General features: G+C 55.5%; 39 protein-coding genes and 1 riboswitch. Of the genes, 5 read left to right on the forward strand and 34 right to left on the reverse strand.

The genetic code is table 11. The features are described 5' to 3' along the window. Positions 1 to 68: 68 nt before the first annotated feature. Together ampC and HZU72_RS02815 are read left to right on the forward strand one after the other, a co-directional pair. Positions 69 to 1,241 carry a class C beta-lactamase gene (ampC, locus tag HZU72_RS02810; protein WP_180090398.1) on the forward strand — a complete coding sequence of 391 codons (1,173 nt, stop codon included), beginning with the start codon at positions 69 to 71 and terminating at the stop codon, positions 1,239 to 1,241. Between the two features lie 191 nt (positions 1,242 to 1,432). Next, entirely contained in the window at positions 1,433 to 2,098 is a 666-nt protein-coding gene (locus HZU72_RS02815) for a cupin domain-containing protein (RefSeq protein WP_180090400.1), read from the forward strand. Here the strand turns inward: HZU72_RS02815 and HZU72_RS02820 are convergent. Together HZU72_RS02820 and gloA are read right to left on the reverse strand one after the other, a co-directional pair. Continuing rightward, a complete protein-coding gene (locus HZU72_RS02820) occupies positions 2,095 to 2,463 on the reverse strand; it encodes a DUF6164 family protein (RefSeq protein ID WP_022520853.1) in 369 nt (122 codons plus the stop codon). The genes HZU72_RS02815 and HZU72_RS02820 overlap by 4 nt on opposite strands. A gap of 9 nt (positions 2,464 to 2,472) precedes the next feature. Further along, on the reverse strand, positions 2,473 to 3,009 hold the full coding sequence (gene gloA, locus HZU72_RS02825; protein WP_009288132.1) for a lactoylglutathione lyase: 537 nt from the start codon (positions 3,007 to 3,009) through the stop codon (positions 2,473 to 2,475). Positions 3,010 to 3,254: 245 nt separating this feature from the next. Between gloA and HZU72_RS02830 the strand changes: the two genes are divergently transcribed. From HZU72_RS02830 to thiE, 3 genes are all read left to right on the forward strand, one after another. After that, a complete protein-coding gene (locus tag HZU72_RS02830; protein ID WP_180090402.1) occupies positions 3,255 to 3,599 on the forward strand; it encodes a hypothetical protein in 345 nt (114 codons plus the stop codon). Positions 3,600 to 3,653: 54 nt separating this feature from the next. After that, positions 3,654 to 3,752, forward strand: a riboswitch (TPP riboswitch). A gap of 23 nt (positions 3,753 to 3,775) precedes the next feature. Next, entirely contained in the window at positions 3,776 to 4,585 is an 810-nt protein-coding gene (gene thiM, locus HZU72_RS02835) for a hydroxyethylthiazole kinase (RefSeq protein WP_180090404.1), read from the forward strand. Then, on the forward strand, positions 4,575 to 5,198 hold the full coding sequence (gene thiE, locus HZU72_RS02840) for a thiamine phosphate synthase (RefSeq protein ID WP_180090406.1): 624 nt from the start codon (positions 4,575 to 4,577) through the stop codon (positions 5,196 to 5,198). Before thiM ends, thiE begins: the two co-directional genes overlap by 11 nt. Positions 5,199 to 5,341: 143 nt before the next feature. Here the strand turns inward: thiE and HZU72_RS02845 are convergent, their stop codons facing one another. The 32 genes from HZU72_RS02845 to fusA all read right to left on the reverse strand — a co-directional run bounded on the left by HZU72_RS02845 (position 5,342) and on the right by fusA (position 25,260). Continuing rightward, entirely contained in the window at positions 5,342 to 6,217 is an 876-nt protein-coding gene (locus tag HZU72_RS02845; RefSeq protein ID WP_286902649.1) for a DMT family transporter, read from the reverse strand. A 91-nt stretch (positions 6,218 to 6,308) separates the two neighbouring features. Beyond that, entirely contained in the window at positions 6,309 to 7,640 is a 1,332-nt protein-coding gene (locus HZU72_RS02850) for an SPOR domain-containing protein (protein WP_180090561.1), read from the reverse strand. A 330-nt stretch (positions 7,641 to 7,970) separates the two neighbouring features. Beyond that, complete coding sequence (gene rplQ / locus HZU72_RS02855) at positions 7,971 to 8,357, reverse strand: 50S ribosomal protein L17 (protein ID WP_008959150.1); 387 nt, start codon at positions 8,355 to 8,357, stop codon at positions 7,971 to 7,973. 39 nt (positions 8,358 to 8,396) lie between these two features. Next, complete coding sequence (locus HZU72_RS02860) at positions 8,397 to 9,392, reverse strand: DNA-directed RNA polymerase subunit alpha (RefSeq protein WP_009288137.1); 996 nt, start codon at positions 9,390 to 9,392, stop codon at positions 8,397 to 8,399. A gap of 98 nt (positions 9,393 to 9,490) precedes the next feature. Next, positions 9,491 to 10,111, reverse strand: a complete 621-nt coding sequence (gene rpsD / locus HZU72_RS02865) for a 30S ribosomal protein S4 (RefSeq protein WP_008959152.1) — start codon at positions 10,109 to 10,111, stop codon at positions 9,491 to 9,493. A gap of 12 nt (positions 10,112 to 10,123) precedes the next feature. Next, a complete protein-coding gene (rpsK, locus tag HZU72_RS02870; protein WP_007111985.1) occupies positions 10,124 to 10,510 on the reverse strand; it encodes a 30S ribosomal protein S11 in 387 nt (128 codons plus the stop codon). A gap of 39 nt (positions 10,511 to 10,549) precedes the next feature. Beyond that, positions 10,550 to 10,906 (reverse strand): 30S ribosomal protein S13, encoded by a 357-nt coding sequence (gene rpsM, locus HZU72_RS02875; protein ID WP_022520863.1) that lies wholly within the window; start codon positions 10,904 to 10,906, stop codon positions 10,550 to 10,552. 123 nt (positions 10,907 to 11,029) lie between these two features. Next, positions 11,030 to 11,143 (reverse strand): 50S ribosomal protein L36, encoded by a 114-nt coding sequence (rpmJ, locus tag HZU72_RS02880; protein WP_008959154.1) that lies wholly within the window; start codon positions 11,141 to 11,143, stop codon positions 11,030 to 11,032. Between the two features lie 64 nt (positions 11,144 to 11,207). Beyond that, positions 11,208 to 12,539 (reverse strand): preprotein translocase subunit SecY, encoded by a 1,332-nt coding sequence (gene secY / locus HZU72_RS02885; protein WP_008959155.1) that lies wholly within the window; start codon positions 12,537 to 12,539, stop codon positions 11,208 to 11,210. Further along, positions 12,540 to 12,974: a 50S ribosomal protein L15 gene (gene rplO, locus HZU72_RS02890; RefSeq protein ID WP_180090408.1), complete on the reverse strand. Its 435-nt coding sequence runs from the start codon at positions 12,972 to 12,974 to the stop codon at positions 12,540 to 12,542. A gap of 3 nt (positions 12,975 to 12,977) precedes the next feature. After that, entirely contained in the window at positions 12,978 to 13,160 is a 183-nt protein-coding gene (rpmD, locus tag HZU72_RS02895) for a 50S ribosomal protein L30 (protein ID WP_022520864.1), read from the reverse strand. A gap of 6 nt (positions 13,161 to 13,166) precedes the next feature. Beyond that, positions 13,167 to 13,667, reverse strand: a complete 501-nt coding sequence (rpsE, locus tag HZU72_RS02900) for a 30S ribosomal protein S5 (RefSeq protein ID WP_007111990.1) — start codon at positions 13,665 to 13,667, stop codon at positions 13,167 to 13,169. 11 nt (positions 13,668 to 13,678) lie between these two features. Beyond that, a complete protein-coding gene (gene rplR / locus HZU72_RS02905) occupies positions 13,679 to 14,029 on the reverse strand; it encodes a 50S ribosomal protein L18 (protein ID WP_022520865.1) in 351 nt (116 codons plus the stop codon). 9 nt (positions 14,030 to 14,038) lie between these two features. Then, the gene (gene rplF / locus HZU72_RS02910) at positions 14,039 to 14,569 is read right to left on the reverse strand and encodes a 50S ribosomal protein L6 (protein WP_009288139.1); all 531 of its coding nucleotides are present in this window, start codon (positions 14,567 to 14,569) and stop codon (positions 14,039 to 14,041) included. A gap of 9 nt (positions 14,570 to 14,578) precedes the next feature. Beyond that, positions 14,579 to 14,971: a 30S ribosomal protein S8 gene (gene rpsH / locus HZU72_RS02915; RefSeq protein WP_007111993.1), complete on the reverse strand. Its 393-nt coding sequence runs from the start codon at positions 14,969 to 14,971 to the stop codon at positions 14,579 to 14,581. A gap of 32 nt (positions 14,972 to 15,003) precedes the next feature. Next, a complete protein-coding gene (rpsN, locus tag HZU72_RS02920; RefSeq protein WP_022520866.1) occupies positions 15,004 to 15,309 on the reverse strand; it encodes a 30S ribosomal protein S14 in 306 nt (101 codons plus the stop codon). A gap of 10 nt (positions 15,310 to 15,319) precedes the next feature. Next, positions 15,320 to 15,859, reverse strand: coding sequence for a 50S ribosomal protein L5 (gene rplE, locus HZU72_RS02925; protein WP_007111995.1), 540 nt, complete (start codon positions 15,857 to 15,859; stop codon positions 15,320 to 15,322). Between the two features lie 18 nt (positions 15,860 to 15,877). Beyond that, entirely contained in the window at positions 15,878 to 16,192 is a 315-nt protein-coding gene (rplX, locus tag HZU72_RS02930; protein WP_007111996.1) for a 50S ribosomal protein L24, read from the reverse strand. A gap of 14 nt (positions 16,193 to 16,206) precedes the next feature. Further along, entirely contained in the window at positions 16,207 to 16,578 is a 372-nt protein-coding gene (gene rplN / locus HZU72_RS02935) for a 50S ribosomal protein L14 (protein WP_008959163.1), read from the reverse strand. A gap of 49 nt (positions 16,579 to 16,627) precedes the next feature. Continuing rightward, entirely contained in the window at positions 16,628 to 16,888 is a 261-nt protein-coding gene (gene rpsQ, locus HZU72_RS02940; protein WP_007111998.1) for a 30S ribosomal protein S17, read from the reverse strand. A gap of 1 nt (position 16,889) precedes the next feature. Beyond that, complete coding sequence (gene rpmC, locus HZU72_RS02945; RefSeq protein WP_007111999.1) at positions 16,890 to 17,081, reverse strand: 50S ribosomal protein L29; 192 nt, start codon at positions 17,079 to 17,081, stop codon at positions 16,890 to 16,892. Then, a complete protein-coding gene (rplP, locus tag HZU72_RS02950; RefSeq protein ID WP_007112000.1) occupies positions 17,081 to 17,494 on the reverse strand; it encodes a 50S ribosomal protein L16 in 414 nt (137 codons plus the stop codon). The genes rpmC and rplP overlap by 1 nt, the downstream gene beginning before the upstream one ends. 15 nt (positions 17,495 to 17,509) lie before the next feature. Further along, positions 17,510 to 18,211 carry a 30S ribosomal protein S3 gene (gene rpsC / locus HZU72_RS02955; RefSeq protein ID WP_009288141.1) on the reverse strand — a complete coding sequence of 234 codons (702 nt, stop codon included), beginning with the start codon at positions 18,209 to 18,211 and terminating at the stop codon, positions 17,510 to 17,512. Between the two features lie 10 nt (positions 18,212 to 18,221). Beyond that, positions 18,222 to 18,554, reverse strand: a complete 333-nt coding sequence (rplV, locus tag HZU72_RS02960; protein ID WP_007112002.1) for a 50S ribosomal protein L22 — start codon at positions 18,552 to 18,554, stop codon at positions 18,222 to 18,224. Positions 18,555 to 18,572: 18 nt separating this feature from the next. After that, positions 18,573 to 18,848: a 30S ribosomal protein S19 gene (rpsS, locus tag HZU72_RS02965; protein ID WP_013330996.1), complete on the reverse strand. Its 276-nt coding sequence runs from the start codon at positions 18,846 to 18,848 to the stop codon at positions 18,573 to 18,575. A 33-nt stretch (positions 18,849 to 18,881) separates the two neighbouring features. Continuing rightward, on the reverse strand, positions 18,882 to 19,712 hold the full coding sequence (gene rplB / locus HZU72_RS02970; RefSeq protein WP_008959166.1) for a 50S ribosomal protein L2: 831 nt from the start codon (positions 19,710 to 19,712) through the stop codon (positions 18,882 to 18,884). 17 nt (positions 19,713 to 19,729) lie between these two features. Continuing rightward, positions 19,730 to 20,026, reverse strand: a complete 297-nt coding sequence (gene rplW, locus HZU72_RS02975) for a 50S ribosomal protein L23 (RefSeq protein ID WP_008959167.1) — start codon at positions 20,024 to 20,026, stop codon at positions 19,730 to 19,732. After that, positions 20,023 to 20,628: a 50S ribosomal protein L4 gene (gene rplD / locus HZU72_RS02980; RefSeq protein ID WP_008959168.1), complete on the reverse strand. Its 606-nt coding sequence runs from the start codon at positions 20,626 to 20,628 to the stop codon at positions 20,023 to 20,025. The genes rplW and rplD overlap by 4 nt, the downstream gene beginning before the upstream one ends. A 15-nt stretch (positions 20,629 to 20,643) precedes the next feature. Then, positions 20,644 to 21,282 carry a 50S ribosomal protein L3 gene (rplC, locus tag HZU72_RS02985; protein WP_009288142.1) on the reverse strand — a complete coding sequence of 213 codons (639 nt, stop codon included), beginning with the start codon at positions 21,280 to 21,282 and terminating at the stop codon, positions 20,644 to 20,646. A 160-nt stretch (positions 21,283 to 21,442) separates the two neighbouring features. Then, positions 21,443 to 21,754, reverse strand: coding sequence for a 30S ribosomal protein S10 (rpsJ, locus tag HZU72_RS02990; RefSeq protein ID WP_007112007.1), 312 nt, complete (start codon positions 21,752 to 21,754; stop codon positions 21,443 to 21,445). Between the two features lie 159 nt (positions 21,755 to 21,913). After that, a complete protein-coding gene (gene tuf, locus HZU72_RS02995) occupies positions 21,914 to 23,107 on the reverse strand; it encodes an elongation factor Tu (RefSeq protein WP_009288143.1) in 1,194 nt (397 codons plus the stop codon). A gap of 29 nt (positions 23,108 to 23,136) precedes the next feature. Beyond that, complete coding sequence (gene fusA, locus HZU72_RS03000) at positions 23,137 to 25,260, reverse strand: elongation factor G (RefSeq protein ID WP_180090411.1); 2,124 nt, start codon at positions 25,258 to 25,260, stop codon at positions 23,137 to 23,139. Between the last annotated feature and the right edge of the window lie 26 nt (positions 25,261 to 25,286).

The raw sequence follows: 25,286 nt of genomic DNA on the forward strand, positions 1-25,286 counted from the left end.
GTCACGCGCTTTGCGACTGGTAATAACTCCTCACCTTCTCTTGGCATTCATCACAACAGGATTTTGGTATGCGTAAGATGTTAGCAGCAAACTGCGGCCTTATCATGACAGGTTCGCTTCTACTCAACGGCTCTGCATGGGCCTCCGGCACGCCTGAAAGCGCCGATATTGAGGCCCTGGTGAACGATACTATCGCGCCTTTGATGGCTGAGCATCGTATTCCAGGCATGGCGATTGCGCTGAGCATTAACGGCCAGCAGCACTACTTTAATTATGGCCTCGCCAATCAAGAAGCGGGAATTCCGGTCACCGATGAGACGCTCTTCGAACTCGGCTCTGTCAGCAAGATTTTCACGGCTGCACTCGCTGGCTATGCCCAGGCTAGTGGCGCCCTCTCGCTTTCCGACCCGGCCAGCCGTTACCTGCCGGAACTTGAAGGCAGCACCTTCGATGAGATCACGTTGATGGAACTGGGTACCTACACCGCGGGCGAGCTGCCGCTGCAGTTCCCTGAGTCGGTCCAAAGCGAAGAGACGATGATCGACTACTACCGCCAGTGGCAGCCTGAATCCGCCCCTGGCAGCCATCGGCTCTACTCCAACCCGAGCCTGGGCTTGTTCGGTTACCTCGCCGCACAAAGCCTTGACCAGCCCTTCGAGGTGCTGATGGAGGAGGCGCTGTTTGCCCCGCTAGGGCTTGAGCATAGCTACTTTCAGGTGCCTGAAGCGCAGCAGGCACACTATGCCTACGGTTATTCTAAACAGGATGAGCCTATTCGGGTGAACCCAGGCATGCTGGATGCCCAGGCCTACGGCTTGAAATCGACTGCCGCAGATGTACTAACGCTGGTGGAAGCCAATATGAGTGGTGCTGAGCTTAATGAACCACTAAGCCAAGCCTTGGCCGCTACGCGCACGGGGTACTTTGAGGTCGGCAATATGACCCAAGGACTGGGGTGGGAAAGCTATGCCTACCCGGTGGCGCTCGATCAGTTACTGGCAGGCAACTCGCTTGAGATGATTTTGCAGCCCAACCCTGCCAACCGCTTAACCCCACCGCTAGCCCCCAGGCAGGAAGCGCTCTATAACAAAACCGGCGCTACCAACGGCTTTGGCGGCTATGTGGCTTTTGTACCCAGCGAGCAAATCGGCATTGTGCTGCTGGCTAACCGCAACTACCCCAATCAGGCGCGCATTGAAGCGGCACACCATATTCTTACCAAGCTGACTGAAGCGCCCTAAGTAAGCAGCCAAACAACTTGATGCCACCTTCGTGAACTGCACCTCAATCGTTGGATATTCGTCCAATGGTTGGGGTGTTTTTTATGGCGATATAACGTAGCTCAAACAACCGAAAGTTGCATTTTTTGCTGTCGATAAGGAGACTAGCACCCTCCCCCGTCACTTACCTTCACTGCGAAGAGCCCTTTCCCATGCGTCTAAACGCCGATTTTAGCCACTTTGCCTGTGTTACCCCGGAAGAGTATCAGTGGGTCGATTCCCCCAGCGCGGGGGTAGAGCGCATGATGTTTGACCGGATTGGTGATGAAGTTGCTCGCGCTACCAGCCTTGTGCGCTACGCCCCCAATACAAAGTTTGAGCGGCATACCCACGGCGGCGGCGAAGAAATTCTGGTATTGGAAGGCGTGTTCGCCGATGAGCATGGGCGCTACGCGGCGGGCAGCTACCTAAGAAACCCCATTGGCACCGGCCATACCCCGCAGATTGGCGAGGAAGGCGCGCTGATATTTGTCAAACTGCACCAGTTTGCCCCCAACGACACGCTACAGTTGGCAGTGCCAGCGCATCGGCTGCCCTGGCAGCCCGATCGACGCCCAGGCATTGCCTATAAAATGCTGCACACCTACAAGCAGGAGCGCACCAGCCTGGAGCGCTGGTCGGCGGGCACCTCCATTACCTATCCCACGCTGCTGGGCGGGCTGGAGTTTTTGATTCTGGAAGGCACGCTGAGTGATAGCGAGCAGAGTTACACGGCAGGCACCTGGTGCCGCTACCCCAGCGGTTCTGCTCCGGCACTTACCGCCGGTGATGATGGCGTCATGATGTACCTCAAACGCGGCCATCTGCCAGCCGCTTAGCTTCGCGACATACCCAGGAACGGCAGCAGCGTAAGGGCGGCAATAAGCCCCACTGCTAGCAGCACTAACACGACCTGCACTGGGTGAGCGGCCAAGCGACGCCACAGCGTCTCCGCATCACCCCGTTCAACCGCCGCCTGGTGCTCGCGTTGGGCACGCTCAAGGCGCTCCGCCTGGTAGGCCTCTAACGCCGCGATGGCAGCGTCGTGCTGATGCGGATTGCGCAGCCAAATCGCGTCAACGCCCAGGCGGAAAAAGCCCGCCTGGGTTTCATAGGTATCAAAGCCATGGGCAGCGAGCAGGTCACGCACCTCCATGGCCTCTTCGTCGGTCACATGGCGCAGCCGGAACAGTAGTTCAGCCATTGGCGTGCCTCAAGAGTCGCTCTTCCCCACCATCAGGTCTGCCTGAATCACTTCGATCCAGTAGCCGTCCGGGTCTTTAACGAAGATAACATCTTTCATTTTGCCCTGATCGGAGCGTTTGACGAAGGTGACGTCATGCTCGTCGAACCACGCCTGGGCCGCTGCCAAATCCGGTACGTTGAAGCAGATATGCCCAAAGCCCTGGGGTTCGGCATTGCCATCGTGATAGGCGAAATCTTCCTGGTCTTCAGTCCCCCAGTTGTGGGTCAGCTCCAACAGCCCTTTCTGGCTAAACGTCCAGGCGGTACGCGCTTGCGCATCGTCCGGAACGCTGTCGCTGGGTTCCAGGTTGGCCAGGAAGTAGAGCGAGAACTGCATCTCTTCGAAATCCAGCCGCCGCATCACCTGCATACCAAACACTTTTGAGTAGAACGCCAATGCCTGCTCAGGGTCTTTCACCCGCAGCATGGTGTGGTTTAAACGAAACCCTTGAGTTTGGGGCGGCGTAGCCACGACGCCGGGATGCTGCTCGCCTTGAAAACTCATTTTGCTCTCCTATCGCTGATGTTGATCATTGAATCCATTGAGCTTCACGTACCGCTTACCATGGGGGCTTTATGGCCATAATAACAGCCCTTACAAGCACATAGGCAGTGTCGTATCGAGGTATCGATAAGCGCACTGGCAATACTAAACAGAAACCCTACACTTATTATTCATAAACTCTACAAAAAGCAGTTCCCGCAACATGAGTGATGCCTCACCTTTGAGGCGTTCACCAGGAGTTTTCCATGAGTGCGATCGATATGACGCTGGGTGACCACCTGACGCTGAAACAGCTTTCCAATGCGCTTCACAACGGTTTTTCGCCGATTGTTGAAGTCGAGTCGATGGATGGAATCTACAAAGTGCGTTTTCATCATGCTAACGGTGTGTCTGAGCTGAGCGATAACAAGGGCCACGTTAGTACTTTTCTGGGCACGGGCGAAATCCGCGATACCCTTGGCCAACTGGGCTTGACCCACGGCGTACTGACCTTCGCTGACCAGTGCGGCGACGAGATGATCGGGGTAGAGGGGAAAGCCATAACGCCTGACGAAATGCTCACCTACGGGACACGTATTTCGTTTCGCTAGAGGGCCATCGTCCGCATTCGGGGCTTTACAGGGCGAGTTCAGGCAAGGATAGTAATCCCTCGACAGGGGCGCCCTCCGTTACGGTTGGGCTGAGAAGCACCCTTTGAACCTGAACCGGATAACACCGGCGTAGGGAGTCGTGGTAACGCTTACCACCTCCCTGCCGGGAGGATTCTATGACCCTACGCCCGCTTGGCGATTACCTTAAGACGCTGCGCTCAGTGACACCGCTGGTTCACTGCATGACCAACTATGTGGCCATGAACAGCACTGCCAACCTGCTGTTAGCCACCGGCGCGTCGCCCGCAATGCTGCATGCGCCTGAAGAAGTGGCTGAATTCACGGCTATCTCCGCGGGGCTTTCGATTAATATCGGCACGATCTCTGCCCACTGGGCTGACGCTATGCTTACCGCCACAGCGACGGCCGATCAGCATGCCATTCCCTGGGTATTAGATCCCGTTGCCGTTGGCGCCACGCGCTATCGCCAGACGCTGTGCGCGAAGCTGCTAGCCGCTAAACCCAGCGTGATTCGTGGCAATGCGTCTGAAATTCTTGCCCTCAATGGTTTAGCTAGTCAAGGCCGCGGCGTGGACGCCACAGCCGCCACCGACCAAGCTGTGGACGCCGCGATAGCATTAGCGCAAAAACACGGCTGTATTGTCGCGATGACCGGTGAAAGTGACTGGGTGACGGACGGCACACAGCACTACCGCATTAACGGTGGCCACCCTTTGATGCCCCGTGTAACAACGCTTGGCTGTGGGCTGAGCGCTCTAGTGACGGGGTTTGTGGCTGCCAACCACGATGCCCCACTGGGTGCGACGGTAGCCGCGCTGGCCTGCTTTGCCGTCGCAGGAGAGCGTGCGGGAAGCCACGCCAACGGGCCTGGGAGCTTTCAAGTAGCACTGCTGGATGCGCTTTATCAACTCCCCCCTGACGACCTCACTACTTATGCCCAATTGGAGGCAATCCATGCCGCTTGATCTATCGCTCTACTTAGTCACCGATGCCACGCTCTGCCGAGAGCATGGTCTGGAACAAACGGTTGAGGCAGCGGTAAAAGGCGGTGTCACCATCGTGCAGTTGCGTGACAAGCATGCCAGCGATGAACAGATGATTGCCCAAGCCAAACGGTTAAAAGCGCTTCTGGCGGGCACCGATGTCCCGCTGATCATTAATGACCGTTTGCAGGTGGCACTAGAAAGCCAGGCAGATGGCCTGCATGTCGGTCAGAGCGACGCTACCGTTCAGCAAGCGCGTCGGGCGCTAGGTGAGCAAGCGATTATTGGCCTGTCGATCAACACGATCGCCCAGCTGCAAGTTTCTCCGCTTGAGCTACTCGATTATGTCGGGATTGGCCCCGTGTTTGCCACCGAGAGCAAACAGGATCACGCCCAGCCCATCGGCTTTGGCGGTTTAGCGGCGCTGGTCAAGGCGTGCCCCCTACCCAGCGTGGCCATTGGTGGGCTGAAAGCCAGCCATGCAATTAGCGTACAGCGCGCAGGAGCGAACGGTGTAGCGGTGATATCGGCCATTTGTGGCCAGCCCGACCCCTACCAGGCAGCACGCGTATTTCAGACAGCTGCGACGTCATGAACCAACTAGAGCATATCTTGGCTTTTGCCCGTGGCCGAGCATTTTCAACCCTTGCTGTTCGCTATGGGGCTGGCGGTAACGCCACCTAGCTACACCACAGTGGAACACGGTGTCCTGGCGATGGATTTCGCTTAAGCGCTCTGCTAGGCAGTCGGGCGGCGTTTCAGGGTAGTGCGGCGGTCGTGGTAGGCCACCGCTAACCCGCTGCCCATTATCAAGGCGCTGCCTACCCAGACCCAGAGATCCGGCATTTCACCCCAGAACCACCAGCCCAGCAGTACCGCCCAGAGCATGGCGGTATAATCAAACGGCGCGGCGATGGCCGCAGGGGTAAACCGAAAGGCCAAGGTGATAAAAGCGGTGGCCGCAACGCCCAAAATTCCCGAGGCGAAAAAGCCTACCCAATGCCACGGCTGCGGTGACTGCCACACCCAGGGCAGCGTTAGCGCTGTCACCACCAGCGGCACACAAGTCATGTAAAACAGCATTGCCCAGAGGTGTTCGCGGGCGCCGTAGCGCCGGGCGGTAATCATCATCAGCGCATAGAATAGCGCCGCCCCCACCAATACCAGCGCCCCCATTTGAAACGCATCACCGTTGGGCCGCACCACGATCAGCACCCCGACAAACCCCACCAAGGAGGCGATCAGCACCGGTGGATCAATGCGCTCACCCAACAATGGCACCGAAAGCAGGGTCACAAACAGGGGCGCCACAAAGGCAATCGCCGTGGCCTCCGCCAGGGGTAGCAGCGTTAGCCCCCATACGAAACAGACCATGGTGGCGGTATAAATCAATCCGCGCAGCAAATGGACGCCCGGCCGTTTCGTGCGCAGCTTGCGTAACCCACCGGCAAAATGGGCAAGCAGCGCAATCAACGGTAGCGATACCAAGGCACGGAAGAAAATAATCTGCAGCGGCGAGTGCACTTCGCCTAACCACTTGGAAACGGCGTCGCCTAGGGCGAGAAAAAGAACGCCCAAACACATGCAGAGTATGCCTTTCAGCGAGGTTGTCACCGCGATCTCCCTGTTCACTGGTCAATACAAAGTGCCAAAAAAGAAAAACCCCGCCAATTAGCCATTGGCGGGGTGATGACGGCCCACCCCCTTATAAGCTGGCGTTAACGACCATACAGTCCATACCTTGGGAGTGCAGCTCACGGCACGCTTGGCGAGCTCGCTGCTCGTCCAATGCCATTAACCGGGCGCGATAAACCGGGTTTTGGCCCTCTACCGTGTCTACGGCAACGCGTCCACCTAAATTCTGAGCAATTCGCTGAGACGCCTGCTGCGCCAATTGCCGTGCCTGAGCTTCACGACTGAAAGCGCCCACTTGCACCCCCCAGCTGCCGCCCGTTTCATTGACAGAAGCCATCTTGCGTTCACGCTCAATGAATGCTTGAAGTGGGTCGGGCTGTGGATCTTCACTTGCCGGCGTTGGGCGCTGAATGGTGACGATATCGGCTAGCTGCTCTTCAAGATCGACAACCGGCGTTGAAGGGGTAGAGTTGGCCGATGGTGACAACGTTGTCGTTTCGACCACCGCCAGCATGGGTTGGCGTGGCTCTGGCTGCTGTGGTGCCACCGGCTGAGCAGGAGGTGCAAAGGCCATAAATTCACGCGAGAAGCTGGTGTCGCCCATCCAGCTTTGCTGGTCGCGTAGCGACGCACGCAAGAAGCTACGATCCAGCAGATTGGCCATATGGGTATCCCTGGACTGGGATGAAAAACCGCCCATGACGACGCCCACCAGCCGCCGATCACCACGCATTGCGGTAGTGGCTACGTTAAAGCCAGAGGCGCGAATGAACCCTGTTTTTAGGCCATCGGCACCTGGGTAGTCACGCACCAATCGATTGTGGCTGGTATGCCGGGTGCCGCGGTAGGTAAACTCTTGCAGGCCGAAGTAGTGGTAGTACTGGGGGAAGTCCTGCATCACGCGTACCGAAAGCGTTAGCATATCCCGCGCGGTGGTGATTTGGCCGTCATCCGGCAAGCCAGAGGCATTGCGAAAGGTAGTGGCATGCATGCCCAGCTCACGCGCCTTTGTGGTCATCATTTGGGCAAAGTGTGCTTCGCTGCCGCCCAGAGCTTCGGCGATCACCGCGGCAACGTCATTGGCAGAGCGAACAGCGAGTGCACGAATAGCGGTATCCACCGGGATAGAGCTGCCCGCCGCCAGCCACAGTTTGACAGCAGGCTTGGCGGCCGCGTAATGGGAAACTGGCAAGGGTTGATCCAAGCGCAGCGTACCCTCTTCTAACGCTTCAAAGGTTAGATAGAGCGTCATCATTTTGGTAAGCGACGCAGGATAACGCTGATCGTCAATATTCTCGGCGTAAAGCACTTCGCCATTATCCAGATCAACGACAATTCCCGCATAGCGCGGGTTGTCGGCATGCGCAGTAGTAACCATCGCAAGTATGAGCAGCATTAGCATACTCAAAAACCCTATCGCCGACGCTCCCCCGGCAGCGCTTTTTATCCTCGCATGCATACCTGCCCCTTGCTTGTTATCAATGCGCTAGTTGTAATCGCTGTTTAACCAACCTGCCGCTGCTTAACTACCATGCCACACTCAAGCTACAACACAAGGCTTGCCCATGCGGCACGCGGCGCTTACTCAATTTAATAATAGGCCGAGTATAGGGTATTAGTACGAAGAATAGACGCCGTAAAGTGTAGAAAACAGAAGATAAATGTGCCCATAAAAAAACCGACCACTAAGGGTCGGTTTTCATTCGTTACCAAAGAGGCCTGGCGCAGAGAATTACTCTTCTGCAGCGGCTTCTTCAACAACCGGACGGTCAACTAGCTCAACGAACGCCATAGGTGCGTTGTCGCCGGTGCGGAAACCGCACTTGAGAATACGGACGTAACCGCCCGGACGCTCGGCATAACGCGGACCCAATTCGTTAAACAGTTTGCCGACGGCTTCTTTAGAGCGCGTGCGGGCAAACGCCAAACGACGGTTTGCAACGCTATCCTGCTTAGACAAGGTGATCAGCGGCTCGATTACGCGACGCAGCTCCTTGGCTTTCGGCAGGGTTGTCTTAATGACTTCATGTTCGACCAGCGAGACAGACATGTTCTTGAACATGGCCTGACGATGCGAGCTGGTGCGATTCAGATGACGACCACTCTTACGATGACGCATGGTTGTAATTCCTTACCAAACTGGGACTCAAGTCGACGCTCACGCGGAGGCTTTGTCGTCCTTCAGGCTTGCCGGTGGCCAATTTTCCAACCGCATGCCAAGGGACAAGCCACGAGCCGCCAATACATCTTTGATTTCATTCAAAGACTTTTTACCAAGATTCGGTGTCTTCAACAGCTCAACTTCTGTGCGCTGGATAAGATCACCGATGTAATAAATATTCTCGGCTTTTAGGCAGTTCGCGCTGCGAACGGTCAACTCAAGATCGTCTACGGGGCGCAATAGAATTGGATCGACATGATCCTCTTCCTCTTCGACTTCCTGTTCTTTATCAGCTTCCAGGTCGACGAAGGCGGCCAGCTGCTCTTGCAGGATGGTCGCACTGCGACGGATAGCCTCTTCCGGATCCAGGGTACCGTCGGTTTCCAGATCGATAATTAGCTTATCGAGGTCGGTGCGCTGCTCGACACGAGCGGCCTCAACCGAGTAGGAAACACGGCGGACAGGGCTGAAGGTGGCATCCAGCTGCAGGCGGCCAATGGCACGTGACTCTTCATCAGAGCCGCGTGCGTCAGCCGGCTCGTAGCCACGACCCAGCGCTACCTTAAGCTGAATTTTCAGCTCGGCACCTTCATTGACATGAGCAATGACGTGGTCCGGGTTGACGATTTCGACGCTATGATCAAGCGCAATGTCGCCAGCGGTGACGACGGCTGGGCCCTGCTTGTTCAGCGTGAGCACCGCCTCATCGCGGCTGTGCATCTTGATCGCAACATCTTTCAAGTTCAGGAGGATTTCAATGACATCTTCCTGCACCCCTTCAAGCGCACTGTATTCATGCTCGACGCCGGCGATTTCAGCCTCTACCACGGCACAGCCGGGCATGGATGAAAGCAGAATGCGACGTAGTGCATTCCCCAGGGTGTGACCAAAGCCACGCTCGAACGGTTCGAGCACGATTTTGGCGTGATGTGCGCTGATTTCTTCGACCTTGATGTCGCGAGGACGGAGAAACTCTGTCACTGAACGCTGCATATGAACACCTTTCAGGCTGCCAAACGGATACTTGGTACTCGGTAAGATCTGGTGCGGGGGTTAAACCGGCACCAGATCGACAAGAAACAGAAAACTGCTTACTTGGAGTACAGCTCGACGATCAGGTTTTCGTTGATGTCGGCAGACAGGTCACCGCGTTCAGGCAGAGCCTTGAAAGTGCCTTCCATCTTCTTGGCGTCGATTTCGATCCAAGCGATATCGCCACGGTTAGCCGCAATGGACAACGCGCTTTGAATACGTGCTTGGTTTTTCGCCTTTTCGCGAATGGAAACAACGTCACCCGGCTTCACTTGATAGGAAGCAACGTTAACGGTGCGGCCGTTCACGGAAATCGCTTTGTGGCTGACCAGCTGACGCGCTTCAGAGCGAGTCGAGCCGAAGCCCATGCGGTAGACGACATTATCCAGTCGGGATTCAAGCAACTGCAACAATACTTCACCGGTCGCACCTTTCAGGCGAGCGGCTTCTTTGTAGTAGTTACGGAACTGTTTTTCGAGTACGCCATACATGCGACGTACTTTTTGCTTCTCGCGAAGCTGCAAGCCGTAGTCTGAAAGACGCTGACGACGCTGGCCGTGTACACCCGGGATCTGCTCGGATTTACACTTTTTCTCGAAGGGAGTAACACCACTCTTCAAAAAGAGGTCGGTGCCTTCACGACGAGACAGTTTGCACTTCGGTCCAATATAACGAGCCATGAATCTGTCTCCTTAAACGCGGCGTTTCTTAGGCGGACGGCAGCCATTATGGGGAATGGGCGTCGCGTCTACGATGCTTTGCACGCGGAAGCCGGCGGCATTCAGTGCGCGCACGGCGGATTCACGACCGGGACCTGGGCCTTTAACCAGTACATCTACGTTTTTCACACCATACTCGGCTGCAGCAGTTGCTGCACGTTCGCTTGCCACTTGAGCAGCGAACGGGGTGCTCTTGCGAGAACCACGAAAACCCGAACCACCGGCAGTCGCCCAAGAAAGAGCGTTGCCCTGGCGGTCTGTGATCGTCACGATCGTGTTGTTAAAAGAGGCATGGATATGCGCAATCGCGTCCACTACCTGCTTTTTAACCTTTTTACGGTTACTACGCGGGTTAGCCATGTTGATGTCTATTCCTGTCTTTACGCCAGAACGTGCGTGTTATTTGCGGATCGGCTTACGCGGGCCCTTACGGGTGCGCGCGTTAGTCTTAGTCCGCTGACCACGCAGCGGAAGACTACGACGATGACGCAGACCACGGTAGCAGCCTAAGTCCATGAGACGCTTAATGTTAAGCGTGACATCACGACGAAGGTCGCCTTCTACGGTGTACTTGCCAACTTCAGAACGCAGGGTGTCGACTTCTTCAGAAGACAGATCCTGGATCTTGGCAGTAGGCGCGATACCCGCTGCAGCACAGATGTGCTCAGCACGGGTACGGCCAATCCCGAAGATATAGGTCAGCGAGATCGCCGCATGCTTGTTGTCCGGGATATTGACGCCTGCAATACGGGCCATCAGCTTACTCCGAAATTTGAGCGGCTTGCTCGTTTATTCATCTACAAAAGGCGCAACAGCATACCCCATCATTTGCCCTAAGGCAAGGGGTATGCTGGCACCCGCTTAATACAACCCAGGCTATTAACCCTGGCGTTGTTTGTGCCGTGGCTCGCTGCAGATGACGCGGACAGCGCCATTGCGACGAATGATCTTGCAGTTACGGCACATTTTCTTTACGGAAGCTCGAACTTTCATCGATCTTTCTCCAAAAACCGGCTCGCGGCGCGCCCTCTCTAACCAAATAGGGGTGGACGGCGCCTCAGCGCATGATACCGCCGCTACCGTAGCCTTTCAGGTTGGACTTCTTCATCACTGAGTCATACTGATGCGACATGAGATGCGACTGCACCTGGGCCATGAAGTCCATGATGACCACGACTACGATTAACAACGAGGTACCGCCGAAGAAAAACGGCACGTTCCACGCCACAATCAAGAACTGGGGCATCAAGGAAACCGCAGTGATATACAAGGCACCGAACAGGGTCAAACGTGTCATGACCTTGTCGATATAGCGAGCGGTCTGCTCGCCGGGGCGAATGCCCGGCAGGAAAGCGCCTGACTTTTTAAGATTGTCAGCCACATCCTTGGGGTTGAAGACCAGCGCTGTGTAAAAGAAGCAGAAGAATACCACTGCCGCCGCGAAAAGCAAGATGTAAAGCGGTTGACCTGGGCCTAATGCCTGAGATGCACGCTGCAACCACTCCATACCTTCGCCGGCACCTACCCACTGACCAATAGAGGCCGGGAAAAGCAGGATACTGGAGGCAAAAATCGCCGGAATAACACCGGCCATGTTAACCTTCAAAGGCAGGTAGCTACTTTGCCCTGCATACATCTTATTGCCCACTTGTCGCCGAGGGTAATTAACTTTGAGACGGCGTTGGCCGCGCTCAATGAAAACCACAAAGGCGACAGTCGCAATACCTAACACTGACAGCGCTAACAGCGGCAGAACATTCCAGGCCCCTTCATTACGGGCAAGCTCGAAGGCTTGGCCCACGGCACTGGGTAGTCCAGCGACAATACCGGCGAAGATCAGCAGCGAAATACCGTTGCCGATGCCCTTCTCGGTAATCTGCTCACCTAGCCACATCATAAACACCGCGCCCGATACAAACGTAATCACGGCGGTGAAATAGAAGCTGAAGTCAGCACTGTACGCGATGCCTTGGCTAGCCAGACCGACGGACATGCCGGTAGCCTGGACAAATGCCAGTATCACCGTGCCGTAGCGGGTGTACTGGCTAATCTTGCGGCGGCCAGCCTCACCCTCTTTCTTGAGCTGCTCAAGATGAGGGGAGACCGCAGTCATGAGCTGCATGATAATCGACGCCGATATATAGGGCATTATACCCAGGGCGAGAACACTCATGCGCTCCAGGGCGCCACCCGAGAACATGTTAAACATGCCCAGAATGGTGCCCTGTTGCTCCCTAAACAAGGCAGCAAGCTGGTCAGGATTGATACCGGGAACGGGAATATGGGCACCAATACGGTACACCACGATGGCGAGGAGCACGAAGCGCAAACGCGCCCACAGTTCACTCAGACCGCTGCCCATCGCCGGCATTTTTCCTGACTTGGCCATTTAGTCCTCTACCTTGCCGCCAGCGGCTTCGATCGCGTCACGGGCACCTTTGGTGACCTTGATTCCGCGAACGGTAACCGCCGTTTTCAGTTCGCCAGAAAGGATGATCTTCGCATGTAGCGTAGAGTCCTTTAGCACGTTGGCTTCTTTCAAAGATGCCAGGGTGACTTCGCCACCGGCAACTTTAGCAAGCTCAGCCAGGCGTACTTCTTCAGAGACCAGAGATTTTGCAGACGTAAAGCCGAATTTCGGCAAACGACGCTGCAAAGGCATCTGACCGCCTTCGAAACCGGGCTTAACACTGCCGCCACTACGTGATTTCTGACCTTTGTGACCACGGCCACCGGTCTTACCAAGACCGGAACCGATGCCACGACCAACGCGCTTTGCAGCGTGTTTGGAGCCCGGAGCCGGGCTTAGGTTATTGAGTTTCATGGATTACTCTCCCTCAACGCGCACAAGGTAGTTCACCTTGTGGATCATGCCGCGTACGGCAGGGGTGTCTTCCAGTTCAACCGTATGACCGATGCGACGCAGGCCCAAGCCTTTCATAGTAGCCTTGTGCTTGGGCATAATGCCGATGGTGCTGCGGATCTGGGTAACCTTGATCGTTGCTGCCATGGTGCCTTACCCCGTGATCGCTTCGACAGACAGACCGCGCTTGGCGGCCACGTCTTCCGGTGCTTGCATGGAGGAGAGACCTTTAACAGTCGCTCGTACCACGTTAACCGGGTTGGTGGAACCGTAGCACTTGGCCAGTACGTCGTGGACACCGGCGAGCTCTAATACAGAGCGCATGGCGCCACCGGCGATGATACCGGTACCTTCGGAAGCCGGCTGCATGTACACCTTGGAAGCACCGTGACGGGCTTTGACCGGGTACTGCAGCGTATGGCCAGCAAGGTTCACCTTGACCATGTTGCGACGAGCTTGATCCATCGCTTTCTGGATTGCGACAGGCACTTCACGCGCCTTGCCACGACCGAAACCGACACGACCTTTACCATCACCAACGACGGTCAGTGCGGTGAAGCCGAAAATACGACCACCCTTGACCACCTTGGCGACGCGGTTGACCTGCACTAACTTCTCTTGCAGATCACCGCTTTGCTGTTCGTTCTTCGCCATCGTAAAACCCTTTAGAATTCCAGGCCGCCTTCACGTGCGGCGTCGGCCAGCGCCTTGACGCGGCCGTGATACTTAAAGCCAGCACGGTCGAAGGCCACCTGGGTGATGCCTGCTTCTTTAGCGCGTTCAGCAATCAGAGCACCTACTTTAGAGGCAGCATCTGAGTTGCCGGTCGCACCCTCGCGCAGTACTTTGTCCAGCGTAGAAGCACTGGCCAGCACTTTGCCACCATCCGGCGAGATAATCTGCGCATAGATGTGACGCGGGGTACGGTTGACGCACAGGCGATACACGCCCAGCTCGCGGATCTTTGCGCGAGCGCGGCGGGCACGACGGAGACGAGATTCTTTCTTCGCGTTCATAACCCTGCCTTACTTCTTCTTGGCTTCTTTGCGACGCACCTGCTCGTCGGCGTACCGAACACCCTTGCCTTTATACGGCTCAGGGGGACGGAAGGCGCGGATTTCCGCGGCGCACTGGCCGAGCATCTGCTTATCCGCGCTTTTCAGCACGATAACGGTGTTCTTCGGCGTTTCCGCTGAGACACCTTTAGGCAGTTCATAGTCGACCGGGTGCGAGAAGCCCAGTGAAAGATTGAGCGTCTGGCCCTTAGCTTGGGCACGATAACCGACGCCAACAATTTCGAGAGTTCTTGTGAAACCCTCGGATACGCCCGTTACCAGGTTCTGAACTAAGGCGCGGGTAGTACCGGCCATGGCCCAGCTCTTGGCAGACTCACTCGGGGCGAAGGTCAGCTGGCCATCTTCTTGACCGACCACTACATCAGAGTGGATGGTCATAGATAGCGTGCCCTGGCCGCCTTTGGCGGTCAGCTGGTCAGCATTGATTTTAATCTCAACGCCGGCAGGCACTTTAACCGGATATTTCGCTATGCGGGACATTCCAGCCTCCTAGAATACGGTGCAGATGACTTCGCCACCGACACCCGCTTGGCGCGCGGCACGATCGGTCATGACACCATTGGATGTGGTGACAATCGCGATACCCAGGCCATCGGCAACCTTAGGCAAGTTATCCTTGCCCATGTAGCGGCGCAGGGACGGCTTGGAAACCCGCTGAATGTGCTCAATGACCGGCTTACCCTCAAAGTACTTGAGAGTTACGGTTAGCTCGGGCTTAGCGCCCTCCGCTACCGCAAAGTCGGCAATGTAGCCTTCTTCCTTTAGCACTCGGGCCACTTGCACTTTCAACTTGGAGGACGGCATGGTAGCCGTCTCCTTGGTGGCCATCTGCGCATTGCGGATACGGGTAAACATATCCGCCAGAGTGTCTTGCATGCTCATTTAATGTGCGCTCCTGATAATTCTACGTGGCGTTACCAACTGGATTTTTTCAACCCAGGAACGTCGCCACGCATGGCGGCTTCACGCAGCTTGTTACGGCCAAGGCCGAACTTGTTGTAAAAACCGTGCGGACGACCGGTGATACGGCAGCGGTTACGCTGACGCACCGGGCTTGAGTCGCGCGGCAGTTGCTGCAGCTTCAGCGTCGCCTCGAAGCGGTCTTCCTCAGACGTGTTCACGTCTGAGATGATCTTCTTGAGTTCAGCGCGCTTGGTCGCATACTTCGCAACCAGCTGAGTACGCTTAAGCTCACGCTCTACCATACTTTTCTTAGCCATGATCTCGCCCCTATTTCTTGAACGGGAAGTTCAGCGCGGTTAGTAGCGCACGACCTTCCTCGTCGGTTTTGGCGGTCGTAGTGATAGTGACGTCCAACCCCCGGATGCGATCGATTTTATCATACTCGATCTCCGGGAAGATGATCTGCTCACGCACACCCATGGAGTAGTTGCCACGACCGTCGAAAGACTTCGGGTTGAGACCACGGAAGTCACGCACGCGGGGAATCGCGATGTAAACCAAACGGTCCAAGAAGTCCCACATACGCTCAGCGCGCAGAGTTACCTTGATGCCGATTGGCCAACCTTCGCGCACCTTGAAGCCCGCGATGGACTTACGTGCCTTGGTCACCAACGGTTTTTGACCAGAGAGTTTCTCTAGATCGCCGATGGCATTGTCAATCAACTTTTTATCGTTGACTGCTTCGCCGATACCCATGTTCAGAGTCACTTTCGTGATCCGGGGTACCTGCATAACGTTGGCATAGCTGAACTCTTCTTTGAGTTGAGCTGCTACCTCGTTTTGATAACGTTCTTTCAAGTTCGCCATTGTGCTACCCGACTCGCGTTAGGCGTCGATCTGCGTCTGCGTCGACTTGTAGATACGTACCTTGGTACCGTCTTCCTTCACTTGGAAGCCGACGCGATCCGCCTTACCGGTCTCCGAATTGAAGATGGCTACGTTGGACGCGTGAATCGGAGCCTCACGCTCGACGATACCGCCCTGATTACCCGCCATGGGATTTGGCTTGGTGTGACGTTTAATCATGTTCACACCGGACACCAAAAAGCGGTTTTCTAATACCCGCTTAACGGTGCCACGCTTGCCTTTATCCTTCCCGGCGATGACGATGACTTCATCGTCACGTTTGATCTTTTGCATATCCGCCTCGCTCCTTACAGCACTTCAGGCGCTAAGGAAATGATCTTCATGAACTTTTCATTACGAAGTTCACGAGTCACCGGCCCAAAAATACGGGTACCGATGGGCTGTTCGTTGGTGTTATTCAACAAAACTGCCGCATTTCCATCGAAACGGATGAGCGAACCGTCGGGACGACGGACGCCACTACGGGTCCGGACCACGACCGCTTTTAGCACCTGGCCTTTTTTGACCTTGCCACGCGGAATCGCTTCCTTAACCGTGACCTTGATGATATCACCAACGCGAGCGTAACGACGGTGTGAACCGCCTAACACCTTGATGCACTGCACCCGGCGCGCTCCGCTGTTGTCGGCGACATCCAGCATTGTCTGAGTCTGAATCATCGGTTTTCTCCAAACCTAATCTGACTGCACTGATTGACAGGCCTTGGGATTAACCCTTGGCGTGTTCAACCACCTCGACCAGCGTCCAGGCTTTCTTCTTGGAAAGCGGACGGCACTCCTGAATGGAAACCGTATCGCCTGCCTTAGCCTGGTTCGCCTCATCATGGGCGTGCAGCTTGGTGGAGCGCTTAACGTATTTTCCGTAGATCGGGTGACGCTCGCGTCGCTCGATCATGACGACGATGGACTTGTCCATCTTATCGCTCACCACTTTACCGGTGAGCGTACGCTTTGTGTTTTCTTCGGCCATCTCAATCACCTGCCTTCTCGTTGAGCAAAGTCTTAACGCGGGCGATATCCCGGCGGACCTGCTTGAGCAGATGAGTCTGGCTCAGTTGGCCAGTGGCCTTCTGCATGCGCAGGTTAAACTGCTCGCGGAGGAGTTCGAGGAGTTGCTCCTGGAGCTCTCCTGCGGACTTTTCACGAATTTCCTGGGCTTTCATCACATCACCGTCCGTTTCGCAAAGGTGGTGGATAAGGGCATTTTCTGTGCGGCAAGCTCAAACGCTTCACGAGCGAGCTCTTCCGACACGCCTTCAATTTCATACAGGACCCGACCCGGTTGGATCTGGGCAACCCAGTACTCAACAGAACCTTTACCTTTACCCATACGAACTTCGAGCGGCTTCTTGGAGATCGGCTTATCAGGGAAGACGCGGATCCAGATTTTACCGCCACGCTTTACGTGACGTGTGATCGCACGACGGCCTGCTTCGATCTGACGCGCAGTAATGCGGCCGCGACCAGTAGCTTTAAGGCCGTATTCCCCGAAGCTGATCTTGCTTCCGCGATGCGCCAGGCCACGGTTGCGGCCTTTCATCATCTTGCGGAATTTCATACGCTTGGGCTGTAACATCGACTCGCTCTCCCCTTACCTGGAACCTTTCTTCTTGGGCGCGTTGCCGGCAGGCTGTTGTTTAGCCTTGGCACGTACTTCCTCGATACCGCCGAGGATTTCACCCTTGAAGATCCACACTTTGACGCCGATAACGCCATAGGTGGTGTGAGCTTCGTAAGTGGCGTAGTCGATATCCGCACGCAACGTGTGCAGCGGAACGCGACCTTCGCGGTACCATTCGGTACGTGCGATTTCAGCGCCACCAAGACGACCTGACAGCTGAATCTTGATGCCACCAGCGCCAAGACGCATTGCGTTCTGTACCGCGCGCTTCATAGCACGGCGGAACATGACGCGACGCTCAAGCTGACCCGCTACGTTAGCAGCGACTAGCTTGGCATCCAGCTCCGGCTTGCGAACTTCTTCGATGTTCACATGCACGGGAACGCCCATCATCTGGGTGAGATCGCGACGCAGACGGTCGACATCTTCACCTTTTTTACCAATCACGATACCCGGACGGGCAGTGTGAATGGTGATGCGGGCATTGTTCGCCGGACGCTCGATGTGGATGCGGCTAACAGAGGCGCTTTTAAGACGCTCTTCCAGGAAGCTACGCACTTCGAGATCGTTATTGAGCTTATCGGCGTAAGCGCCGCGCTCAGCATACCAGACAGAAGCATGGTCTTTGACGATGCCCAGTCGAATGCCTGTTGGATTGACTTTCTGACCCATCGGTCGACTCCTACTTCTCGGCTACCTTGACGGTGATGTGGCACGTGCGCTTCAAGATACGATCCGCACGCCCCTTGGCACGCGGCTTGATACGCTTGAGCGTCATGCCCTCATCGACGCAGATGGTCGAGACACGCAGCTCGTCAATATCCATGCCGTTATTTTCTTCCGCGTTTGCAATCGCGGATTGCAGCACCTTCTTAACCAGCTTGGCAGCCTTCTTCGGTGAGAAGGTCAGCAGGTCGAGTGCCTCGGCGACAGGTTTACCGCGCACCTGGTCAGCCACCAAACGGGCCTTCTGGGCGGATAAACGAGCGCCAAGCAGCTTAGCTGTGACTTCCATCTCTCAATCCTCTCTGGCTTACCGTTTGGCTTTTTTATCCGCCGCATGCCCGCGATAAGTGCGAGTAGCAGCGAATTCGCCCAATTTGTGGCCAACCATTTCCTCGGAGACGTGCACCGGGACGTGTTGGCGACCGTTATGGACCGCGATAGTGAGGCCTACCATATTGGGCAGGATCATAGAACGACGCGACCAAGTCTTGATCGGTTTGCGATCGTTCTTCTCCACTGCAACCTCTACCTTCTTCAAAAGATGAAGGTCAATGAAGGGACCTTTCTTTAGTGAACGTGGCACAGCCGTTACCTCTTAATGTCTTGGCAATGTAGATCAACGCGTCTTATTACGACGACGAATGATCAGCTTGTCGGTGCGCTTGTTCTTACGCGTCTTGTGACCCTTAGTCGGCACACCCCATGGGGATACCGGGTGACGACCACCACTGGTGCGGCCTTCGCCACCACCGTGCGGGTGATCGACTGGGTTCATCGCGACACCGCGAACAGTCGGACGCACACCTCTCCAGCGCTTCGCACCGGCCTTGCCAAGTTGACGCAGGCTGTGCTCTGAGTTGCTCACTTCACCCAAGGTCGCGCGGCACTCGGCCAACACTTTACGCATTTCGCCAGAGCGAAGACGCAGGGTGGCATAGTTACCTTCACGAGCAACCAGCTGGGCGCTTGTACCGGCACTGCGAGCAATCTGCGCGCCTTTACCCGGCTTGAGTTCGATGCAGTGCACCGTAGAACCCAACGGGACGTTGCGCAGCGGCAAGGCATTGCCTTTCTTGATTGACGCGTTAACACCAGACTCCAGCACGTCACCCGCGCTGACACCTTTCGGTGCAATGATGTAACGACGCTCACCATCGGCATACTTCAGCAGTGCAATGTGCGCACTGCGGTTGGGATCGTGCTCAAGACGCTCAACGGTGGCAGGAATGCCATCCTTGGTGCGTTTGAAATCGATCAACCGATAGTGGTGACGATGACCACCGCCCACGTGGCGGGTGGTGATACGACCGTAGTTGTTACGGCCGCCGGACTTGGACTGTTTTTCTAAAAGCGGTGCATAGGCACGGCCTTTAAACAGTTCCTCGCCAACGATCTTGACGACGTGGCGACGACCGGCGGAAGTGGGTTTGGTCTTGACGATTGCCATTATCCGTACTCCTGCCCTTATTCGGCGCCAGAGAAGTCTTCGAGCGTTTCACCCGCAGCCAGGGTCACATACGCTTTGCGGTAACCCTTACGCAGGCCAACGCCGTTCGCAGTACGTTTTGTTTTACCCTTCATGTTCAGTACCTGAACACTGCCGACCTTTTTGCCGAAGAGTGCTTCAACGGCCTTTTTGATCTCGGGCTTGGTAGCATCAGATGCCACCTTGAAAACGTACTGGTTGCGCTCGGCTGCCATCGCGGCCTTTTCGGTCACGTGCGGTCCAAGCAGAACCTTGAATACGCGTTCCTGGTTCATGCCAGCTTCTCCTCGAATTTACGCAGGGCGGAGACGGTAATCAGGACCTTATCAAAGGCTACCAGGCTTACCGGGTCAGCTGCCGCGACATCCACCACGTCAACGTGGGGAAGGTTGCGTGCGGCCAAATAGAGCTTTTCGTCGATTTCTTCAGTGACGATCAACACTTTTTCAAGGTTGAGCTCTTTCAGCTTGGCAGCTACCTGCTTGGTCTTAGGCGCATCGACGACGAACTCTTCAATCGCGACTAAGCGCTCTTGACGTACCAGCTCTGACAAGATGGAGCGCATCGCTGCACGGTACATCTTGCGGTTAACCTTCTGGGTGTAGTCTTGCGGACGCGCCGCGAAGGTTACGCCGCCGCTACGCCAGAGCGGAGAGCGGATGGTACCGGCACGTGCACGACCGGTGCCTTTCTGACGCCACGGCTTTTTACCACCGCCACGTACGTCGGAACGACTCTTTTGTGCGCGGGTTCCCTGACGACCAGCCGCCAAATAGGCAGTGACAACCTGGTGAACGAGCGCTTCGTTGAATTCTTTGCCAAAAGTGGCGTCGGCTACTTCAACGGTACCCGCGCCTGCAGCAAGATTCAGATTCATTGGTAATTATCCCCTTCAGCCTGCTTTCACGGCGCTGCGAACGATAACGTCACTACCGGGAGCACCCGGTACGGCGCCTTTAATCAGCAGCAGGTTACGCTCGGCGTCGACACGGACGATCTCAAGGCTCTGCACGGTGCAACGGGCGTTACCCATTTGACCGGCCATCTTTTTGCCTTTGAAAACGCGGCCCGGAGTCTGACACATGCCGATAGAACCCGGCGCGCGATGCGACAGAGAGTTACCGTGAGTCATATCTTGGGTACGGAAATTCCAGCGCTTAACAGCACCCTGGAAGCCTTTACCCTTAGAGGTGCCAGTCACGTCAACCATTTGACCAGCTTCGAAGAGGGATACGGTGAGTTCGCCGCCTACTTCAGGAATCTCTTCGCCTTCTGCAAGACGAAACTCCATCAGTGCACGACCAGCTTCAACACCCGCCTTGGCAAACTGACCCGCTTGCGCTTTGGTGAGGTGCTTAGCTTTACGAGAGCCAGATGTGACCTGAATCGCTGCGTAACCGTCAGACTCGACAGATTTAACGCGTGTAACACGATTAGGATCAACTTCAATAACGGTTACGGGCACAGACGCGCCGTCTTCGGTAAAGACACGGGTCATCCCGGCCTTTTTACCGACTAAACCGATAGTCATACTCAGTCTCCTATAGTGTACGGGGCTATCACCCGCTATGGCTGCCCTTTCCAGAGCATTCCACTAGCACATTGTATGGCGCCTCACGGCGCGGCGGCTGCTGCTCATGCAAGTCCTTTACAAAGAACGATGAGCGCTGGGCCGCAAGTGACTAGTGTAATTAGTTGAGTTTGATTTGCACGTCAACGCCTGCGGCGAGATCAAGCTTCATCAAAGCATCAACAGTTTTTTCAGTCGGCTCAACAATGTCGAGCACACGCTTGTGCGTACGAATCTCATACTGGTCACGCGCATCTTTGTTGACGTGCGGTGAGATCAGAATGGTGTAACGCTCGCGGTTGGTCGGCAGCGGAATCGGACCACGAACCTGAGCACCAGTACGCTTAGCGGTTTCAACAATCTCCGCTGTAGACTGGTCGATCAGGCGATGGTCGAAAGCTTTCAACCGAATGCGAATCTTTTGGTTCTGCATTTGCCCTAAACTCCAATGGATGTCGACGGCGCGAGCCGTCTACCCACGCATTCAAAGGATGCGCATTATAGGCACGCCAAAAGCCCATGTCAAACATTTGCTGTTGGTGCGCAGAAAAGGGGGCTCATCAGAGCCCCCTTTATCATTCAAGCATGCTGCTTACTTGACGATTTTGGCCACAACGCCAGCACCGACAGTACGGCCGCCTTCACGAATAGCGAAGCGCAAACCTTCGTCCATTGCGATCGGAGCGATCAAGGTAACAACCATCTGAACGTTGTCACCCGGCATGACCATTTCAACGCCTTCCGGCAGTTCACAGGTACCGGTTACGTCGGTGGTACGGAAGTAGAACTGCGGACGGTAGCCCTTGAAGAAAGGCGTGTGACGACCACCCTCTTCTTTGGACAGTACGTAAACTTCTGCTTCGAAGGTAGTGTGCGGGTTGATGGTGCCCGGCTTGGCCAGTACTTGACCACGCTCGACGTCATCACGCTTCGTACCACGCAGCAGGGCGCCAACGTTCTCACCAGCACGACCTTCGTCGAGCAGTTTACGGAACATTTCAACACCGGTAACGATCGTTTTAGTGGTGTCGCGGATACCCACGATTTCCACTTCTTCGCCCGCTTTGACGATGCCGCGCTCTACACGACCGGTAACAACAGTACCGCGGCCAGAGATAGAGAACACGTCTTCGATCGGCATCAGGAACGGCTGGTCGATAGCACGCTCCGGCTCAGGGATGTAAGCATCCAGAGCTTTGATCAAATTAGCGACGGCAGTCGTACCCATGCCCTTGTCATCTTCACCGTTCAGCGCCATCAGCGCAGAGCCAGTGATGATCGGCGTGTCGTCACCCGGGAAGTCGTACTGGTCCAGAAGTTCGCGAACTTCCATTTCTACCAGCTCGAGCAGCTCTTCATCATCGACCATGTCCGCTTTGTTCAGGAACACAACGATGAACGGTACGCCAACCTGACGAGACAGCAGGATGTGCTCGCGAGTTTGCGGCATCGGGCCGTCTGCGGCAGAACATACCAGGATCGCGCCGTCCATCTGCGCAGCACCGGTGATCATGTTCTTGACGTAGTCAGCGTGTCCTGGGCAGTCAACGTGCGCGTAGTGGCGATCTTCAGACTGGTATTCCACGTGGGAAGTAGCGATCGTGATACCGCGCTCACGCTCTTCAGGAGCGTTATCGATGGTATCAAACTCACGCCAGTCGCCGCCGAAAACCTCAGCAGACACGCGGGTCAGGGCCGCCGTCAGAGTCGTTTTACCGTGGTCGACGTGACCAATGGTGCCGACGTTGACGTGCGGTTTGGAACGTTCAAATTTTTCCTTAGCCACTGCTATAACCTCTTTACGTTAGCTAACGGTTAACCGTTTTGATTGATGACGGCTTCAACGACGCTGGAGGGCGCCTCGTCGTACTTCGAGAACTCCATAGAGTAGCTCGCACGGCCCTGGGTTTGTGAGCGCAGATCGGTTGCATAACCGAACATCTCGCCCAGTGGCACCGTCGCACGAATGACTTTACCAGAAGAGGAGTCATCCATACCCTGCACCAGGCCGCGACGACGGCTCAGGTCACCCATGACGTCACCCATAAACTCTTCGGGGGTCACGATTTCGACCTTCATCACCGGCTCCAGCAGCACGGCCTTGGCCTTCCTGGCACCTTCTTTTACTGCCATAGAAGAAGCAATCTTAAACGCAGTCTCGTTGGAGTCTACGTCGTGGAAGGAGCCATCAAACAGCGTTACTTTAACGTCGATCATCGGGTAACCCGCGATGACGCCGTTTTTGAGCTGCTCAAAAGCACCCTTCTCAACCGCGGGAACGTATTCCTTGGGAACCGCACCACCCACGATCTCAGAGTTGAACTTGAAGAACAGTTCGTCTTCGCCTTCACCCTTCTCTTCTGCTGTCAGCGGCTCGATACGCAGCCAGACGTGTCCATACTGACCACGACCACCGGACTGACGTACGAACTTGCCTTCTTGCTCAATGCTGCCGCGAATAGTTTCGCGATAGGCAACCTGAGGCTTACCGATATTGGCTTCAACCTTAAACTCGCGACGCATACGGTCAACGAGGATATCCAGGTGAAGCTCACCCATACCAGAAATAATCGTCTGGCCGGTTTCTTCGTCGGTTTTGACCTGGAAGGAGGGGTCTTCTTGAGCAAGCTTGCCCAATGCCACACCCATCTTCTCCTGGTCTGCCTTAGATTTAGGCTCTACAGCAACCGAGATAACCGGATCCGGGAACTCCATGCGTTCAAGAACGATCTTGTTATCAATGTCGCACAGGGTATCACCCGTGGTGACGTCTTTCAGACCGATACAAGCAGCGATGTCGCCCGCCAGAACTTCTTTGATCTCTTCACGGGAATTGGCGTGCATCTGAACGATACGGCCAACGCGCTCTTTCTTCTGCTTAACGGAGTTATAGACACCGTCACCAGATTTCAGAACACCCGAGTAGACGCGGATAAAGGTCAGCGTACCAACGAAGGGGTCTGTGGCGATCTTAAACGCCAGGGCCGCAAACGGTGCACTGTCATCAGCTTCACGGGTATCAACGGTGCCGTCTTTATCGTCGAGCTCACCTTCGATCGCTTTAACTTCCGTCGGCGAAGGCATGTATTCGATAACGCCATCCAGCACTGCTTGAACGCCTTTGTTCTTAAAGGCAGAACCACAGGTTACCAGAACGATATCGTTAGCCAGGGTGCGCGCGCGCAAACCGGCTTTGATCTCTTCAACCGATAGCTCACCGCCTTCAAGGTACTTTTCCATCAGCTCGTCAGAGCCTTCGGCAGCAGCTTCGACCATTTCTTCGCGGTACTTTTCTGCTGTTTCTTGTAGCTCAGCAGGAATATCCACGAGGTCATAATTCATACCCAGGCTTTCCTCATCCCACAGGATAGCCTTCATCTGAATCAGGTCGATAACGCCTTTAAAGTCCTCTTCCGTGCCCCAGTTAATCTGGATTGGCACAGCTTTGGCACCCAAACGCTCTTTCAACTGCTCGACAACCATGAAGAAGTCAGCGCCGGTACGGTCCATCTTATTGACGAAGACCATGCGCGGAACTTCGTACTTGTTGGCTTGGCGCCATACTGTTTCGGTCTGCGGCTGAACGCCGGAAGAGCCACACAGTACAACAACCGCACCATCAAGTACGCGCAGAGAACGTTCAACTTCAATGGTGAAGTCAACGTGCCCTGGGGTGTCGATAATATTGATACGGTGCTCAGGGAACTGCTTGTTCATGCCCTGCCAGAAACAGGTTGTTGCAGCTGAGGTGATAGTGATACCACGCTCCTGCTCCTGCTCCATCCAGTCCATGGTCGCAGCACCATCGTGCACTTCGCCCACTTTGTGGGAGAGGCCGGTGTAGAACAGTACACGCTCAGTCGTCGTGGTTTTACCCGCGTCGACGTGAGCGACGATACCGATATTACGGTAGCGATTTAGTGGAGTCTTGCGTGCCACGGTGAAACTCCCGTTTGTTGGCGATG

It is taken from the genome of Vreelandella sedimenti, assembly GCF_013416325.1.
In the GTDB taxonomy this organism is placed as follows: Bacteria; Pseudomonadota; Gammaproteobacteria; order Pseudomonadales; family Halomonadaceae; genus Vreelandella; species Vreelandella sedimenti.